Annotated in this window: 15 protein-coding genes; 8 read left to right on the forward strand and 7 right to left on the reverse strand. The window is 65.7% G+C overall.

Annotated elements, in window-relative coordinates; translation table 11 throughout:
- Positions 1 to 168: 168 nt before the first annotated feature.
- Both QCM77_RS36000 and QCM77_RS36005 read left to right on the forward strand, forming a co-directional pair.
- On the forward strand, positions 169 to 960 hold the full coding sequence (locus QCM77_RS36000) for a DUF2147 domain-containing protein (RefSeq protein ID WP_280096132.1): 792 nt from the start codon (positions 169 to 171) through the stop codon (positions 958 to 960).
- A gap of 321 nt (positions 961 to 1,281) precedes the next feature.
- Positions 1,282 to 2,700 carry a FecR domain-containing protein gene (locus tag QCM77_RS36005; protein ID WP_280096149.1) on the forward strand — a complete coding sequence of 473 codons (1,419 nt, stop codon included), beginning with the start codon at positions 1,282 to 1,284 and terminating at the stop codon, positions 2,698 to 2,700.
- Positions 2,701 to 2,885: 185 nt separating this feature from the next.
- On the opposite strand, the gene QCM77_RS36010 is transcribed toward QCM77_RS36005, so the two are convergent.
- Both QCM77_RS36010 and asd read right to left on the reverse strand, forming a co-directional pair.
- Entirely contained in the window at positions 2,886 to 3,452 is a 567-nt protein-coding gene (locus QCM77_RS36010; RefSeq protein WP_279690938.1) for an NUDIX hydrolase, read from the reverse strand.
- 67 nt (positions 3,453 to 3,519) lie between these two features.
- Entirely contained in the window at positions 3,520 to 4,383 is an 864-nt protein-coding gene (asd, locus tag QCM77_RS36015) for an archaetidylserine decarboxylase (protein WP_280096133.1), read from the reverse strand.
- Positions 4,384 to 4,418: 35 nt separating this feature from the next.
- Between asd and QCM77_RS36020 the strand changes: the two genes are divergently transcribed.
- A complete protein-coding gene (locus QCM77_RS36020) occupies positions 4,419 to 6,083 on the forward strand; it encodes an aminotransferase class III-fold pyridoxal phosphate-dependent enzyme (RefSeq protein WP_280096134.1) in 1,665 nt (554 codons plus the stop codon).
- 299 nt (positions 6,084 to 6,382) lie between these two features.
- Here the strand turns inward: QCM77_RS36020 and QCM77_RS36025 are convergent, their stop codons facing one another.
- The 3 genes from QCM77_RS36025 to QCM77_RS36035 all read right to left on the reverse strand — a co-directional run bounded on the left by QCM77_RS36025 (position 6,383) and on the right by QCM77_RS36035 (position 9,056).
- Positions 6,383 to 7,042: a hypothetical protein gene (locus tag QCM77_RS36025; protein ID WP_280096135.1), complete on the reverse strand. Its 660-nt coding sequence runs from the start codon at positions 7,040 to 7,042 to the stop codon at positions 6,383 to 6,385.
- 236 nt (positions 7,043 to 7,278) lie between these two features.
- Positions 7,279 to 7,968, reverse strand: coding sequence for a class I SAM-dependent methyltransferase (locus tag QCM77_RS36030; protein WP_280096136.1), 690 nt, complete (start codon positions 7,966 to 7,968; stop codon positions 7,279 to 7,281).
- A 35-nt stretch (positions 7,969 to 8,003) separates the two neighbouring features.
- Positions 8,004 to 9,056, reverse strand: a complete 1,053-nt coding sequence (locus tag QCM77_RS36035; protein ID WP_280096137.1) for a glycosyltransferase family 4 protein — start codon at positions 9,054 to 9,056, stop codon at positions 8,004 to 8,006.
- Between the two features lie 274 nt (positions 9,057 to 9,330).
- Between QCM77_RS36035 and QCM77_RS36040 the strand changes: the two genes are divergently transcribed.
- The 3 genes from QCM77_RS36040 (at position 9,331) to QCM77_RS36050 (ending at position 11,095) form a co-directional block, all read left to right on the forward strand.
- A complete protein-coding gene (locus QCM77_RS36040; protein WP_280096138.1) occupies positions 9,331 to 10,038 on the forward strand; it encodes a L,D-transpeptidase in 708 nt (235 codons plus the stop codon).
- Between the two features lie 113 nt (positions 10,039 to 10,151).
- Positions 10,152 to 10,562 (forward strand): c-type cytochrome, encoded by a 411-nt coding sequence (locus QCM77_RS36045; protein WP_280096150.1) that lies wholly within the window; start codon positions 10,152 to 10,154, stop codon positions 10,560 to 10,562.
- Between the two features lie 200 nt (positions 10,563 to 10,762).
- Positions 10,763 to 11,095 carry a GIY-YIG nuclease family protein gene (locus QCM77_RS36050; RefSeq protein ID WP_279660930.1) on the forward strand — a complete coding sequence of 111 codons (333 nt, stop codon included), beginning with the start codon at positions 10,763 to 10,765 and terminating at the stop codon, positions 11,093 to 11,095.
- Positions 11,096 to 11,245: 150 nt separating this feature from the next.
- Here the strand turns inward: QCM77_RS36050 and QCM77_RS36055 are convergent, their stop codons facing one another.
- On the reverse strand, positions 11,246 to 11,518 hold the full coding sequence (locus tag QCM77_RS36055; RefSeq protein WP_279660929.1) for a hypothetical protein: 273 nt from the start codon (positions 11,516 to 11,518) through the stop codon (positions 11,246 to 11,248).
- Positions 11,515 to 12,309: a DUF899 domain-containing protein gene (locus QCM77_RS36060; protein WP_280096139.1), complete on the reverse strand. Its 795-nt coding sequence runs from the start codon at positions 12,307 to 12,309 to the stop codon at positions 11,515 to 11,517. The genes QCM77_RS36055 and QCM77_RS36060 overlap by 4 nt, the downstream gene beginning before the upstream one ends.
- Positions 12,310 to 12,471: 162 nt before the next feature.
- Here QCM77_RS36060 and QCM77_RS36065 point away from each other — a divergent pair, with 162 nt between their 5' ends.
- Together QCM77_RS36065 and QCM77_RS36070 are read left to right on the forward strand one after the other, a co-directional pair.
- Positions 12,472 to 13,692, forward strand: coding sequence for a helix-turn-helix domain-containing protein (locus QCM77_RS36065; RefSeq protein WP_280096140.1), 1,221 nt, complete (start codon positions 12,472 to 12,474; stop codon positions 13,690 to 13,692).
- Between the two features lie 27 nt (positions 13,693 to 13,719).
- Entirely contained in the window at positions 13,720 to 14,358 is a 639-nt protein-coding gene (locus tag QCM77_RS36070) for a Vgb family protein (protein WP_280096141.1), read from the forward strand.
- Positions 14,359 to 14,453 lie beyond the last annotated feature (95 nt).

Here is a 14,453-nt window from a genome sequence, read left to right on the forward strand (position 1 = left end):
CGTTACGCAGAAGAACCGCGGCCGAATGTGCGCTGCCTCACCCAGCGCCGGCGGGCCGTTGTGACGTCTATCACAGAGCGCCCGACCGGCCCGGCGTAGGGTCGAACCACGCTTCATCCACCAGCGACTCCAGTCCTATCGGGACCCACACATTTTTCGGAGGTTGTCATGAACAAGCTCACCATCGCCGCCACCGCGCTCTTCCTCGCTTCGACCGCCGCCGCGCATGCCGGTAACTCGATCTCGTTCCAGATCGAGGGCCAGCAGGTCCGCATCGAGACATCGCACAACTGCGCCTCGCTCAACTGCGTGACCATCGTCGCACCGGGCCTGTCGGACAAGCCGATCAAGCTGAACAACATCAACCTCAAGGGCCTTGGCTCCAAAGACCTTGGTTCCAAGGACGATGACATCGACACCACGCCGGCTCCGGCCACGACCACGCAGCCGGCTCCGGTGCAGCAGCAGCCCGTGCAGCAGGCCCCGGTGCAGGCGACCGCGCCGGCGGCTCCCGCTATCGCGGCTCCGGCCACGACGATTGCCGCTGCTCCGGCCGCCAGCTACGACAACACGACGCAGACTGCGCCCGTTGCGGCTCCTGCTCCCGCTGCTGCGCCCGCGCCGGTCGCGGTTGCTCCCGCGCCGGCTCCGGTCGCCGCCGCGCCTGCGCCGGCCGCCAACACGCCGATCGGCATTTGGGCGACCGAAGAGAACAAGGGCAATGTTCGCGTCGAACAGTGCGGGGCCAATCTCTGCGGCTATGCCATGAAGTCCAACGAGCGCATCCTGATCAACATGAAGCCCGACGGCGCGAAGTGGAGCGGCCGCATCCACGATCCCGACTCTGGCCGAAATTACGACTCGACGATCGCGATGAAGGGCCCGAATGCGATGCGCGTGCAGGGCTGCGCTTTCGGCGGCATGTTCTGCGGCGGCCAGACCTGGAAACGCGTGAGCTGACGCACCACCATCGTCCTATACTATCGTCATCCCGGGCGATGCGAAGCATCGACCCGGGATCTTCCGCGACAGCCTCAGTTTATCCCCTCACCCTGAGGAGCCTGCGAAGCAGGCGTCTCGAAGGGCGAGGCCCGGGATCGAGAGCCGGGCCTGCATGGTTCGAGACGCGCGCAAGGGCGCGCTCCTCACCATGAGGGGAAAGAGTTGGGTTTGAACGTTCACCGCCCCCGTGCGATAGACATTCATCCGCCGTTCAGCTGTATCGGGCTGATATCGGTCGATCTCGCCTCGCGTTTCTCACCGGAACTCCTCGTGACTTTTATCGTGGCTTGGCGCCGCTTCATGTTCGCGCTTGTGCTGCTGGCGTTGCCGCCGGCCGGCGCGAGCGTTGCATTCGCATCCGATGCGATCGAGCTTGCGCAGGCGCAGCCACAAACGCAGCCGGCGCCCGCCCCCTCTCCGACACCATCGACTTCACCGGCTCCCGCGGCGGAGGCGCAACCCGCCGCCGTCGAGCCGATCGGCAACGTCGCGACGGTGACGGGCATCGCGACCGTGATCCGCGACAGGAATTCCTATCCGCTGCGGGTGCGCGACGACATCTATCTCAACGACGTCGTGCAGACTTCGTCGAACTCCTCGCTCGGCATCACCTTCAACGACGCGACCACGTTCAACCTCTCCGCCAGCGCAAAAATCACCATCGACAATTACGTCTATGAGGACGGCGGCAAGCAGAACGCAGGCGTCTTCGACATCGGCAAGGGCACGGTCGCCTTCGTCGCAGCGGCGGTGGCAAAGACCGGCGACATGAAGATCACGACGCCGACGGCGACGCTCGGCATCCGCGGCACCACGGGCGTCGTCGACGTGCCGGAAGGCGCGGCCGCGAACAACGCCAACAACGTCAACATCAAGCTCTATCCCGACGCTGACGGACGGGTCGGACACATCGACGTCGACGACCGCACGAGCGGGACGCGGCTCGGCGCGCTGACGCAAGGCGCGAGCGGTTTTGCGATCCGGCCGGGCGCAGCCGCTGCTGGCGTCACGCGCTTTGCCGCGGTACCGATCACGATCGCGCCACAGCAGATCGCGCGCGACCGCGGCTTCGTCAGCCAGGTGCATCTGGCGCAGACCACGGGCCGGCAGATCGTCACCGAGCAGCGCGACTTCCGCCGCGCCAATCCGACCGCGAGCCCGCGCATCCCGCGGCCGCTCCAGCCGCAACAGCAGCAATTGCGGCCGAACACGGCGCCCGGACAACAGCCGCAGCGGCCGAACGGCCAGCCCGGTCAGAACAACCGTCCAGGCCAGCAGCAGCCGGGCGCGCCGAACCGACAAGGCGCCCAGCCGCAGCAGCGGCAAGGACAAGGCGGCGCCGTGCAGCCGGGCACACCGCGCGCGGGTCAAGGTCAGCAGCAAGGTGCGGGACGGCCGGCAGGCGCGTCGCACACCGGACAAGGCACGCCCGGCAGCACGCCGCAAACCCAGCCGCCACGCAGCGGACAGACACAGCCTGGAGCGGTCACGCCGCCACGGCCGGGCACACCGCCACAGCCACAAACGCCGCGCAGCGGATTGCAGCCCGGTCAGCCCGGCGCGCAGCCGACAGTCCAGCCGCAACAAGGTGGCGTGCATCGCCAGCCCGGCTTGCAGCAGCGCCCGCCGGGCGCGCAACGGCCTGCTCCACAGCGAAAACCGGCGCCGGCGCCAAAGGAGAAGAAAGAGCGGCGGTGACTTTCTTCCTTCTCCCCTTGCGGGAGAAGGTGGCGCGAGGCGCCGGATGAGGGGTTCTATCCGCGAAAACTCATCGACAGCTTCACGCGTGGAGAGAGACCCCTCACCCGGCTTTGCTTCGCAAAGCCACCCTCTCCCACAAGGGGCGAGGGTGCACCGTCAACGCGGGGCGAGGCGATGAGAACTTACGCCTCGCCGCGCAGCCAGGCCCGCACCTTCTGCAACAGGCCATGGCGCACTTCGTCGATGGAGGCGGCTTCGGCCGGTGTCAGGGTCTGCATCGCGGCGTCGACGTCGTCGTTTGCAAGCGGCGGTGGGATCTCCGCGTCGGCCGGCGCTAGCCCCGCCGCCGCCAGCGCGATTGGGCCGACTTGTACCAGGAACACGCGCTCGTACTCTCGCGACAGGCGCGCGAGCGCGTCTTCCAGCGTCAGCCAGTCGACCGCCTTGATGTCGTTCATCAGCTTGCGGACGGGACCGCCATCGGCCTCCATGCGCCAGAAATGCACGACCTTGGAGCGGCCACCGGACTGATAGACGAGCGTGCCCAAAAACTCATGGATGGCGACGTCATGGCCGGTCTCTTCCAGCACTTCGCGGTGCGCGGCTTGCTTCGGCGTCTCGCCATCGTCGAGCTTGCCCTTGGGCAGCACCCATTCGTTACGCTTGCGCTGGCGCACGACGGCAATCAGCGGCGGCGCGCCTCGCCGCAGCACAATACCACCCGCCGCCATGACCGGCGCCCGCGCCATCACCAGATCCGTGTCGATCAAATCGTCCCCACGGACGATATAGGCGGCCGACGCGGCGGATTGAAGGCTAGTTTTTTCGCAGCAGCGCTTGACCTGCGCGAATGCGCGTGCCTTCGGCGATGCCGTCGCAGAACGTGAAATCGCCGGGCGCGAGGATGATGATGGTCGAGCCATGCTCGAACCAGCCGAGCTCCTCGCCCTTGCTCACGTTGACGTCGCAGGGAAAATTGACCGGCCCCCTGGTCTGCGCATTCAGCACCATGTCGAGGAAGTGCAGACGGATGCTTGCGACCAGGATCGCGGCGACCGGAACCAGCGTCACAGCCTCGCCGGTCGGCAAACGCGTGCGGATCACCGCGCGCTCGTTCTTGCAAAAGAGACGCTCGACCCGCTTCAGCGCGATCGGATTGACGTTCCAGACGTCGCCGTGGATCAGCGTGACGCGCTCGATATGCGCGTCAAAGGGCGCGTGGAAGCGGTGATACATGCTCGAGGTCAGCCGCAGCGTGACGAAGGAGCCGTTGCGGTGTTGGTCGACCAGCGCGGAATCGCCGAGCAAATCGAGCAGCGAGTAAGGCGCGCCCTTGACCTGGAACAGCTCGGTGTCGGCGATCCGGCCATGGGCGCCGACGATGCCGTCGGACGGACTGGCGACGATGGAGGGGTCCGGATCGAAGACTCGCAAGCCGGGCTTGAGCTCCCGGGTGAAGCAGTCGTGCAGGCTCTTGAAGTGGGTCTTGCGCGCCTCCGACAGATCGAGGTCGGAGAACAGCTTCCACAGCGCGATCGAGCCGTCCCGCACCAGCGGGTTCTCGATCTTGGAGAACCAGCCCATGAAGCGGGTCAGGGCCGCGCGGGGGATGCGGTTGGTCAGCAGGAAGTTGAGGTCTTCCTGCTGGGTGAAAGAGGCGATGAGGGCTTTGACTGTCATGAATCTGTCAGCTCGCAGTATTAGCGCTTGTTGTCATGGAAACGACACTCCCGATTCTCTCATTTTCCGTGGCCGCCGCAGCGTCCGCTGCCGCCGCCTTCCCGAAGCTCAAGGCGCGGATTGCGTTGTCCCGCGCCAAGCATCGCTCGCTCTCCGGGCATTCCAAGATGTCGCGCCGGGTGGCAAAGCTGGTCCCGTTCTACGAATTCGAAGGCGATACGTACTTCGCCTGCGACGGCGCGCCGGCGAACGTCGCAACGCAGCGCAAGGACGCCTTCTTCCATCTCGCGCGCCTCTACGCCGAGCGCTACCCCAAGGGCCGCGCGATGACGAGGGAAGCGGCGGAGAAGATCTCCGACCTGCACTTCACCGAGACCTACCGCGTGCCGTTCCAGTTCTCGCGTCTCGTCCGCGAGCAGCTGGGCACCTCGACCTTCGTGGAGTCCTCGCGCGGCGTCACGGTCACGGACGTGGACGGCAACACCTCCTACGACCTCACCGGCTCCTACGGCGTCAACATCTTCGGCAACGACTTCTACAAGGAGTGCATCGAGGGCTCCGAGAAGCGGGCCCATGCGCTCGGACCGGTGCTCGGCCCCTACCATCCCGTCATTCTCGAGAATGTGGCGCGGCTCTGTCAGATCTCCGGCCTCGACGAAGTATCCTTCCACATGTCCGGCACCGAAGCCGTGATGCAGGCGGTGCGGCTTGCGCGCTACCACACCAAGCGCACGCATCTCGTCCGCTTCGCCGGCGCCTATCACGGCTGGTGGGGCGACGTGCAGCCCGGCGTCGGCAATCCGATCACCGCGCACGAGACCTACACCCTCGCCGAGATGTCGGAGAAGACGCTGCACGTGCTGCGTACGCGCAAAGACATCGCCTGCGTGCTGGTCAACCCGCTGCAGGGGCTGCATCCGAACGGCAACGCGCCGGGCGATTCCGCGCTGGTCGACTCCTCCCGCGGCGGCAATTTCGACCGCGCGGCCTACACCGAGTGGCTGAAGAGGCTGCGCGAGGTCTGCGACCAGCGCGGCATCGTGCTGATCTTCGACGAGGTCTTCGTCGGCTTCCGTCTCGCCGCAGGCGGCGCCCAGGAATATTTCGGCGTGCGCGCCGACATGGTGACCTACGGCAAGAGCCTCGCCGGCGGCCTGCCGGTCGGCGTGGTCTGCGGCAGACGGGAGCTGATGCGCCGCTTCCGCGACGACCGCCCGGCCGACGTCTGCTTCGCCCGCGGCACCTTCAACTCGCATCCCTACGTCATGACGGCGATGGACGAGTTTCTGAGCCGGCTCGCCAGCCCGAACTTCCACGCCGTCTATGACGGACTGGACGAGACCTGGAACGGCCGCGCGCGAAAGCTCAACCAGATGATGACCGATGCCGATCTGCCGGTGCGGTTCGCGAACTTCTCGTCGATCTGGACGGTGAAATACACCACGCCGTCCCGCTACAACTGGATGCTGCAATACTATCTGCGCGCCGAAGGCCTGTCCTTGAGCTGGGTCGGCACCGGCCGGCTGATCTTCAGCCTGAACTATACCGACGCCGATTTCATGGAAGTGGCCGAGCGCTTCGTCCGCGCGGCCGAGAAGATGAAGGCCGACGGCTTCTGGTGGCACGATGGCGTGCTCACCAACAAGACCATCAAGCGGCAGATCCTGAAAGAGATGCTGGCCAAGCGCTTCGGGCGCTGACGCTTCCTTAGACTTCGCCGCGAGCACCGCCCCCGCCTCCCCCTCTTCCCGCCTGCGGGGAGAGGGTTGGGGTGAGGGGGACTCTCCACGAAGTCGGTGGCAGTTGGATACGCCGAGAGCCCCCCTCACCCGAATTCGCGCTGCGCGCAAATTCGACCTCTCCCCGCACGCGGGGAGAGGTGAAGGAAACATCGCGTTTCCAGCCCCCAAGACTAGGATGCTCAAGACGTGGATGCCCGGGACGAGCCCGGGCATGACGCAACCATCAGACATCGGAGGCCTTGGTGAGAACGGCGCGCTCAGGCGTGCTGCTCTTCGAGCGTGGGTTCGCCGATGAGGCCCAGCGTGTGCTCGGGGTTGAGGTGCAGGCCGGGGTCCATCAGCTCGCCGCGCATCAGCGCCAGCGGCGCGTTGCGGTAGAGCATCAGGTCGTGGAAGGGGTCGGTCAGGATCTTCGTCATCCAGACCAGGCCGGTCTCGACGTCGCGAATGAAAAACAGGTGCACCGTGCGGAACATCAGACCGCCGCCGCCGACAACGAGCCAGATCTTGGCGACCTGCCGCATGAAGTCGGTCGCGCCCGCCCAGGGCGTGAACAGTCCGAACAGCGTGGGATCGACCAACAGCACCACCGGCGACAGCGCCCAGATCGACATCAGCACCACCTTGCGCTGAAGATTGTAGCCGACCTTGATCTCTTCCTTGTGCTCGTGCGTCGCCTGGTTGATCTGGTCGTAGCCGTGCGGCTCGAAGAAGAAGTGACCGGCCTGGCGCGAGGTCATCGAGACCAGCCAGCCGACCAGCGCGGAGACCATGGGATCGATGAACAGCCAGACATAGGCGAACAGGAAGCTCGCCGCGCTGACGAAGTGCAGGCTCTGATTGATGCGGCTATGGTGATAGTAGCGATGGTCGTCCCAGCGCTGGATCCGCAGCTGCTCGAGATAATTCTTGATCATGCTCTCCCCCAAAATGCTTTCGGGTTCAGGATTTACAGGGATTCGGTGTACGCCGTGTGACATCATCATTTTGTCATGTGACGATGTGCAGCGGCGCGATGACGCACGGTTACTTTCTCCCCTCATCCTGAGGAGCGCGGAACACGCGTCTCGAAGGATGAAGGCCGAGGTGCAGCAGCACGGGCCTTCGTGGTTCGAGACGGCGCTACGTGCCTCCTCACCATGAGGGGCAACAGTTACGCCGCTTTGGCGACGTCGATCTTGCGGAAGCGCACCAGCGAGAAATGACCGAGCGGCGGAATCAGGCGGCGCTCGGCGAGCTCGATGCCGTTGGCACCGGCCAGCCACTTGGCGTAACGCGACCAGGCGAACTCGGCGGTGCGGAAGCCGAGCGGGCGCACCACCGGCTGGAGCTTCTGCTCGATGAAGCGGCGCATGCCGGTATCGGCACTGACGCGGGTGAGGATGATCAGCTCGCCGCCCGGGCGCAGCACGCGGGCGAATTCGTCCAGGGCGACTTCCGGATTCGGCACGGCCGTGACGACGTATTGCGCCATCACGACGTCGAAGCAGTTGTCGGGGAATTCGAGCTTCTCGGCATCCATCACCGCGAGGCCCTCGACGTTCTTCAGCTTGCCCTCGACGACGCGCTGGCGCGCCTTGTCGAGCATCGCTTCCGAAATGTCGGTGCCGAAGATGCGCAGATGCGGCGCGTAGAGCGGCAGCGAGATGCCGGTACCGACGCCGACCTCGAGCACGCGGCCGCCGATCTTGTTGGTGGCCGCGATCGCGGCCTGCCGGCCCTTGGCGAACACGCCTCCGAACACGAGGTCGTAGACGGGTGCCCAGCGGTCATACGCCTGCTCGACCGTGCCACGGGTGAGGTCGAGCTGCTGGGTGCCGTCAAGGTTCATGATCTTAGCCATCGATGAGGTTCTCGCTGTGGTTCAAAACGTTGGGGTCAACCGCGCACCGGCTGCCGCGCCATGACCGGCGAGGCGCGCAAGGCACGGCTGGGCTGAAGTGAAGTGAGGTTGCCGACGAACTGGCGCGCGCTGTTTTCCCAGGAACGTTCCAGCGCGAAGTTGCGGCAGGTCTCGCGCGACATGGCGAGCGCGCGCAGGCACGCGGTACGCAAATCGTGGTCGATCGCGCCGATCGGGTGATCGGCGATGACGTCCTTGGGTCCGGTCACCGGAAACGCCGCAACCGGCGTGCCGCAGGCGAGTGCTTCGAGCTGCACCACACCGAACGTGTCGGTGAGGCTCGGAAACACGAACACGTCGGCGGCGGCGAGATGGGCGGTGAGATCGGCGCCCTTCTTCTCGCCGAGGAAGACCACGTCCGGATACTTCTTCTCAAGGGCGGCCTTCTGCGGGCCGTCGCCAACGACGACCTTGGTGCCGGGCAGGTCGAGCGAGAGGAATGCTTCGAGATTCTTCTCCACCGCCACGCGGCCCATGGTCATGAAGATCGGCCCGGGCAGATCGAGCTCTACCGGACTGTCGGGATGGAACAGTTCGGTGTTGACGCCGCGCGTCCAGAAGCCGAGCCGCTTGAAGCCGCGCTCGGAGAGCTCCTGCCGCAGCGAGGGCGTCGCCACCATCGTCATCGCGGCGGCATCGTGGAAATGGCGCAGCACGGCGTAGCCGACGGCAGCCGGAATGCCGGTCCGCACCGAGACGTATTCCGGAAAGCGCGTGGTGTAGGAGGTGGTGAAGGCGAGCCGGTTTCGCCGGCAATAGGCCCGCGCCGCCCAGCCGATCGGTCCCTCGGTCGCGATGTGCAGGGCTTCCGGCGCAGCCTTCTCGATCCGCCGCGCGATCTCTTTGCCGCTCGGCAGGGCAATGCGCAGCCCCGGATAGGTCGGCAACGGCCACGACCGAAAGCCGTCCGGCGTCAGGAAGTCGATCTCGACATCCAATGCCTTGGCAGCGCCGGCCAGCGAGGTCAGCGTCCGCACCACACCGTTGACCTGCGGATGCCAGGCGTCAGTCGCGATTAATACCCGCATGGGGAAATCCCGAGAGTTTGATGATTCTCGGCTTAGGACCATCAACCACGGATATTTCAGGCGTGTGACGTCATAGAAGTGTCGGCCCACTGTTTTGTTCGTTAACGGGCTGGCGGGGCCACGAAACTGTCATGAAACAATCCTTGCCGCGACGAAACCGTTTTCGGGTTTCCGCGCAAACGTCCCGAAACTTCTTGTCGTTAGTGATTTACGCAACAGAGCACCGAAACGGTGCCGGGGTGACCAAGAAACACCGCGCAAACAGGGGCGACCAATGATCAATCTGGACACGTTGAAGAATTATTCGCGCGCCGTTGCTTTTGGCGCAGTGGCTGTTACCGCGATCGCGTTCGCCGGCCCGGCCAAGGCCGCGCCCGTGCAGCTCTTCCCGTTCTTCCAGCCGCTGCCGCCGATCGCAGCGCCGCAGCCATACCAGCCTTATCAAGCGACGCCCTATCAGGCCGCGCCGTCCGAAGATCAGGACGCCGTCGAAACGCCGGCGCGGTTCCGCCGCCAGACGGTCTCCTACGCGACGCGCGAGGCGCCGGGCACCATCATCATCGATACGCCCAACACCTACCTCTATCTCGTGCTCGGCAACGGCCAGGCGATGCGCTATGGCATCGGCGTCGGCCGCGACGGCTTCACCTGGTCCGGCACCCAGTCGGTGACCAAGAAGGCGGAGTGGCCGGATTGGACCCCGCCGCCGGAGATGATCGTCCGCCAGCCCTATCTGCCGCGCCACATGGCCGGCGGCCCCGGCAACCCGCTCGGGGCCCGCGCCATGTATCTCGGTGGCACAATTTACCGCATCCACGGCACCAACGCGCCCGACACCATCGGCAAGCACGTCTCCTCCGGCTGCATTCGCCTGACCAATGACGACGTCTCGGATCTCTACTCTCGCGTCAATGTCGGCACCAAGGTGATCGTGCTGCCGATGACGGAACGCCGCGCGGACCTTGGAGCCGCAACGCGGTAAGCGACAGGACATTGTGACGCAAGCGGCCCCGGAACCCACCGGAGCCGTTTTCGTTTGCCCTCGGCATCCCGATGCGCGCGCGTGCTGCGGCGCGATGCCCGACGGAGGCGCAAATGCAACCACGCCCGCAAACGCCGCCAGGTACATGGCTGCGCGCGATCGCCGGCGCATTGACGCTGCTGCTGTCCGCGCCCTCCTCGCTCGCGCAGCAGCCGGCGAGCGACGCGGCCCAACAAGCCTTCAATAATTCATGTCGCACCTGCCACTCCGTGAAGGAGGGCGACAATCGCCTTGGTCCCAACCTCAGCAAGATTGTCGGACGCAAGGCAGGCTCGCTGCCGAACTACAACTATTCTCCGTCGATGAAAGAAGCCGGCTTCGTCTGGGACCAGGACAAGCTCACCCGCTTCATGGTCAAGCCGGACGAGGTCGTGTCCGGCAACAAGATGCAGCCCTATGGTGGTGTCTCGGCAGAAGAAGCGGCGAAAGTGGTTGCTTATTTGCAGGCGGCGGGCGGGCAATAGCGGCCCGGCGCACCGCTCTGGTTTGCATTGGAAATCACGGCGCATCCTTCGAGACGCCCGCCTCCAGCGGGCTCCTCAGGATGAGGGCGGGTGCGCGGCCACCAATCTGCCCGCAGCACTTGCACTACGTCACAGATGCCAGTTAGCCTCATCCTGAGGAGCGCGCCCTTGCGCGCGTCTCGAAGGATGGGGCCGGCACGATGACAGAAGGCGCGTATCTCTACATTCTCAGATGCGCCGACGGCAGCTACTACATCGGAACGACGCGCACTGAGCTTGAGATCAGAATCGCGCAGCACAACGCCGGCACATTCGGCGGCTATACTAAGTCACGCAGACCGGTGACGCTGGCCTTCTCCCAATGGTTCGGCAGGATCACCGACGCGATTGAGTGCGAGCGCAAACTCAAGAAATGGAGCCGCGCCAAGAAGGAAGCCTTCATGCGCGGCGATTTTGCTGAGCTGCATGAATTGGCCAAGCGCGGATCTCATCATCCTTCGAGACGCCCGCCTGCGGCGGGCTCCTCAGGATGAGGGCTGAGTGCATCGCTCAAGCTACTCGACGAAAGACCTCCGCTTTGCCACGCCTACCGCAACCCGCAGAATGCCCGTTGAGCCTCATCCTGAGGAGCCCGCGTAAGCGGGCGTCTCGAAGGACGAGGCGGGCACCACGCGGGACGCTACTCACGCCGCCCTGCCTCGCCGCTCCGCGATCAGCCTCAGCCACGCCGCCGAATGAAACGCGGTCATCAGCAGATACATCGGCACCATCCCGCCCAGCAAAGAGCCGTGTCCGGCAGCGCACAGCATGTCCGCCGGAGCGCCGAGCACGGCCGTCAGCACGGCCATGATCGCGAAGGTCGGCGTGGCCGCCAGCCCCAGCCATCTGGCGAGGTGACGGGCGGCCATGACGCCATCACGGCTGGCGCCGGCGGCCGCGCTGACGGGATTGGTCATTTCCTTTCGCCTGCGGCCTCCTCGCGAAAAGCCTTCTCGCCGGCGGCCGAGATCTCGACCCATTTCTTGTCGGGCGCGGCACCTTCGGTGTAGCTGTCGTGCCAGTTCCACCATTTATAGGTCGGCGTCTGGGGATAGCCTTTCGGCGAATCCTCCCAGACCTCCTGGCGTCCCAGCGGCGTGATGTCGAGATAGTTCCAGGTGCCGCCCATCTGCTCGTCGCCCCGGCTCTTGACGAAATAGGTGCGGAAAATGCGGTCGCCGTCGCGGAAGAACACGTTCGTCCCGTGCCATTCATCGACGCCGAAATCGGCATCGAAACTGTCGGTGACGGTGACCCATGGCATGGTCCAGCCCATCCGCTGCTTCAGCCGTGCGATATCGGCCTGCGGCGCGCGCGAGGCGAACACCAGCGTGGTGTCGCGGGCGTTCAGGTGCGCGACATGGGCGACCTGGTCGGCCACCATGGAGCAGCCGCGGCAGGCATGATCGGGCCAGCCGAACACGCCCGGCTCGAAGAAGGCACGGTAGACGATCAGCTGCCGCCGGCCCTGGAACAGGTCGGGCAGACTGACCTTGCCGCCGGGCCCCTCGAACGCATAGGTTTTAGTGACTTCCATCCACGGCATGCGCCGGCGTTCGGCGGCCAAGGCGTCGCGGGCACGGGTATGCGCCTTTTCCTTCACGAGCAGTTGCTGACGGGCTGCCTCCCAGTCCTGCGACGATACCACCGGCGGTGTTTGCATGGCGGCCAGTCGGTTATTTCCTGCGTTTTCAGCTGATGTCATCATGGCTCTCCAAACCTCTTGCTTGACTTTTTGCCCGAGCGGCCATCCCGCGTCGCGCTATGCGAGATGCGGAACCGGTCGCCCCTCACCGCACATTGTCGGTCGTCAACGATCTCTCGCACCGGACAGTTGCGCGGTGGGAGTAACAAGTGTGGCGGGATTTGAATGGAGTCGCTGATCACGGCGGCGGCGCGCGCGCTCGAAGCCGGCGATCCGCTCGGCGCGCTGAACCGCGTTGCACTGCGCAACGATGCACCTTCGCTGGCGCTGCGCGGCATCGCGATGGCGCAGCTCGGCGATCTCGCGAAGGCGAAGACGCTGCTGCGCAGCGCCGCACGCGCCTTCGGTCCGAGAGAGGCCGTGGCGCGCGCAAGGTGCGTGGTGGCCGAAGCCGAGATCGCGCTCGTCTCGCGCGACCTGAATTGGCCGGCGAAGACGCTCGCGGCCGCGCGGGCGACGCTCGAAGGGCATGGCGATCTCGCCAACGCCGCCCATGCGGGTCACATCGAGGCGCGTCGTCTTCTCCTCGTCGGGCGCCTCGACGAGGCCGAACGCACGCTGGCCGAAATCAACACCACGCTGCTGCCCCCGGCTTCGCAGGTCGCCCGCGAGCTCGTGATCGCCGGCGTCGCAATCAGGCGGCTCAGAACGAAAGACGCGCGCGCGGCGCTCGGCCGCGCGGCTCGCGCAGCACGGCAGGCCGGCATTGCTGCGCTTGCGGCCGAGGTCGAAAGCACGAGCCTCGTGCTCGACACGCCCGCGGCACGCCTGATCACGCGCGGGCACGAACGGCCGTTGCTGCTCAAGGAGGTCGAGGACCTCGCGACGTCGGAGGCGCTTGTCGTGGACACGTTCCATCACGCGGTTCGCAGGCGGGGCATCCTCGTGCCGCTCGGAAGGCGGCCGGTGCTGTTCGCGCTCGCCCGCATCCTGGCGCAGGCCTGGCCCGCGGATGTCTCGCGGGAAGCGTTGATCACGGGAGCGTTTCAGGCAAGGCACGTCGATGAATCGCATCGCGCCCGGCTGCGCGTCGAAATCGGGCGGCTCCGCACCAAGCTCAAGCTTCTCGCCGATGTCAGCGCGACCAGGCATGGTTTTGCGCTGACACCTCGCAAGACGCGGCAGGTTCTCGTGCTGGCACGGCCTGTCGAGGAAAAGCACGCCACGGTGCTCGCCCTCCTCTCCGACGGCGAGCCCTGGTCGAGCTCGGCGCTCGCACTGGCGCTGGGAACGAGCGCGCGCACCGTGCAGCGTGCCCTCGAACAGCTGGCGCGATCGAACAAGGTGCAGTTCTTCGGACACGGACGGGCGCGGCGCTGGATGACCCCGCCGGTCCCGGGTTTCCCGACAGGCTTGTTACTCCCCGGACCGCTCCTGAAGACGTAGGATGGTCATCACACAGGGATCAAGCAGATGAAACGTTCAGCCGCCGAGATCGTCAGGGAATACGGGCCCTTTGCGGGCGTCGAAGCCGTGCACGGCGTCACCTATGACGGCACCCATATGTGGTTCGCATCCGGCGACAGGTTGAATGCGGTCGATCCGACCGATGGCAAGATCGCCCGCTCCATCGATGTCGCCGCGCACGCGGGAACGGCGTTTGACGGCCGGCACCTGTTCCAGATCGCCGAGGACCGCATCCAGAAGATCGACGCTGCAACCGGCAAGGTGCTCGCCACCATCCCGGCGCCTGGCGGCGGTGGCGACTCCGGATTGGCCTGGGCCGAGGGCTCGCTCTGGGTCGGGCAGTATCGGGAACGCAAGATCCATCAGGTCGATCCCCAGACGGGGAAGGTTCTCCGCACCATCGAAAGCAAGCGCTTCGTCACCGGGGTGACCTGGGTGGACGGCGAGCTCTGGCACGGGACCTGGGAAGGCGAGGACAGCGACATCAGGCGGATCGACCCCGATACGGGCAAGGTGCTGGAGCAACTCGACCTGCCCGCCGGGACAATGGTCTCAGGATTGGAGTCCGACGGCGGCGATCGCTTCTTCTGCGGTGGCGGAAGTCGCGGCAATGTGAGAGCGGTCCGCCGTCCGAAGCGCAGCTAGGTGCGCAATGACGAATGCGCGGCAACGGTGCGTTCGCAGCCGTTAACCTGTTCGCCCCAATTCCACCCCATCCGTGCGCTCTAGCGCCCTCCTCG

This window comes from Bradyrhizobium nivariense (assembly GCF_029846695.2).
In the GTDB taxonomy this organism is placed as follows: domain Bacteria; phylum Pseudomonadota; class Alphaproteobacteria; order Rhizobiales; family Xanthobacteraceae; genus Bradyrhizobium.

Excerpts from the sequence above, each read along its gene's own strand:
- QCM77_RS36000 (WP_280096132.1), top strand. The coding sequence starts at position 169 with ATGAACAAGCTCACCATCGCCGCCACCGCGCTCTTCCTCGCTTCGACC.
- QCM77_RS36010 (WP_279690938.1), bottom strand. The coding sequence starts at position 3,452 with ATGGCGCGGGCGCCGGTCATGGCGGCGGGTGGTATTGTGCTGCGGCGA.
- asd (WP_280096133.1), bottom strand. The coding sequence starts at position 4,383 with ATGACAGTCAAAGCCCTCATCGCCTCTTTCACCCAGCAGGAAGACCTC.
- QCM77_RS36020 (WP_280096134.1), top strand. The coding sequence starts at position 4,419 with ATGGAAACGACACTCCCGATTCTCTCATTTTCCGTGGCCGCCGCAGCG.
- QCM77_RS36025 (WP_280096135.1), bottom strand. The coding sequence starts at position 7,042 with ATGATCAAGAATTATCTCGAGCAGCTGCGGATCCAGCGCTGGGACGAC.
- QCM77_RS36030 (WP_280096136.1), bottom strand. The coding sequence starts at position 7,968 with ATGGCTAAGATCATGAACCTTGACGGCACCCAGCAGCTCGACCTCACC.
- QCM77_RS36035 (WP_280096137.1), bottom strand. The coding sequence starts at position 9,056 with ATGCGGGTATTAATCGCGACTGACGCCTGGCATCCGCAGGTCAACGGT.
- QCM77_RS36040 (WP_280096138.1), top strand. The coding sequence starts at position 9,331 with ATGATCAATCTGGACACGTTGAAGAATTATTCGCGCGCCGTTGCTTTT.
- QCM77_RS36045 (WP_280096150.1), top strand. The coding sequence starts at position 10,152 with ATGCAACCACGCCCGCAAACGCCGCCAGGTACATGGCTGCGCGCGATC.
- QCM77_RS36050 (WP_279660930.1), top strand. The coding sequence starts at position 10,763 with ATGACAGAAGGCGCGTATCTCTACATTCTCAGATGCGCCGACGGCAGC.
- QCM77_RS36055 (WP_279660929.1), bottom strand. The coding sequence starts at position 11,518 with ATGACCAATCCCGTCAGCGCGGCCGCCGGCGCCAGCCGTGATGGCGTC.
- QCM77_RS36060 (WP_280096139.1), bottom strand. The coding sequence starts at position 12,309 with ATGATGACATCAGCTGAAAACGCAGGAAATAACCGACTGGCCGCCATG.
- QCM77_RS36065 (WP_280096140.1), top strand. The coding sequence starts at position 12,472 with ATGGAGTCGCTGATCACGGCGGCGGCGCGCGCGCTCGAAGCCGGCGAT.
- QCM77_RS36070 (WP_280096141.1), top strand. The coding sequence starts at position 13,720 with ATGAAACGTTCAGCCGCCGAGATCGTCAGGGAATACGGGCCCTTTGCG.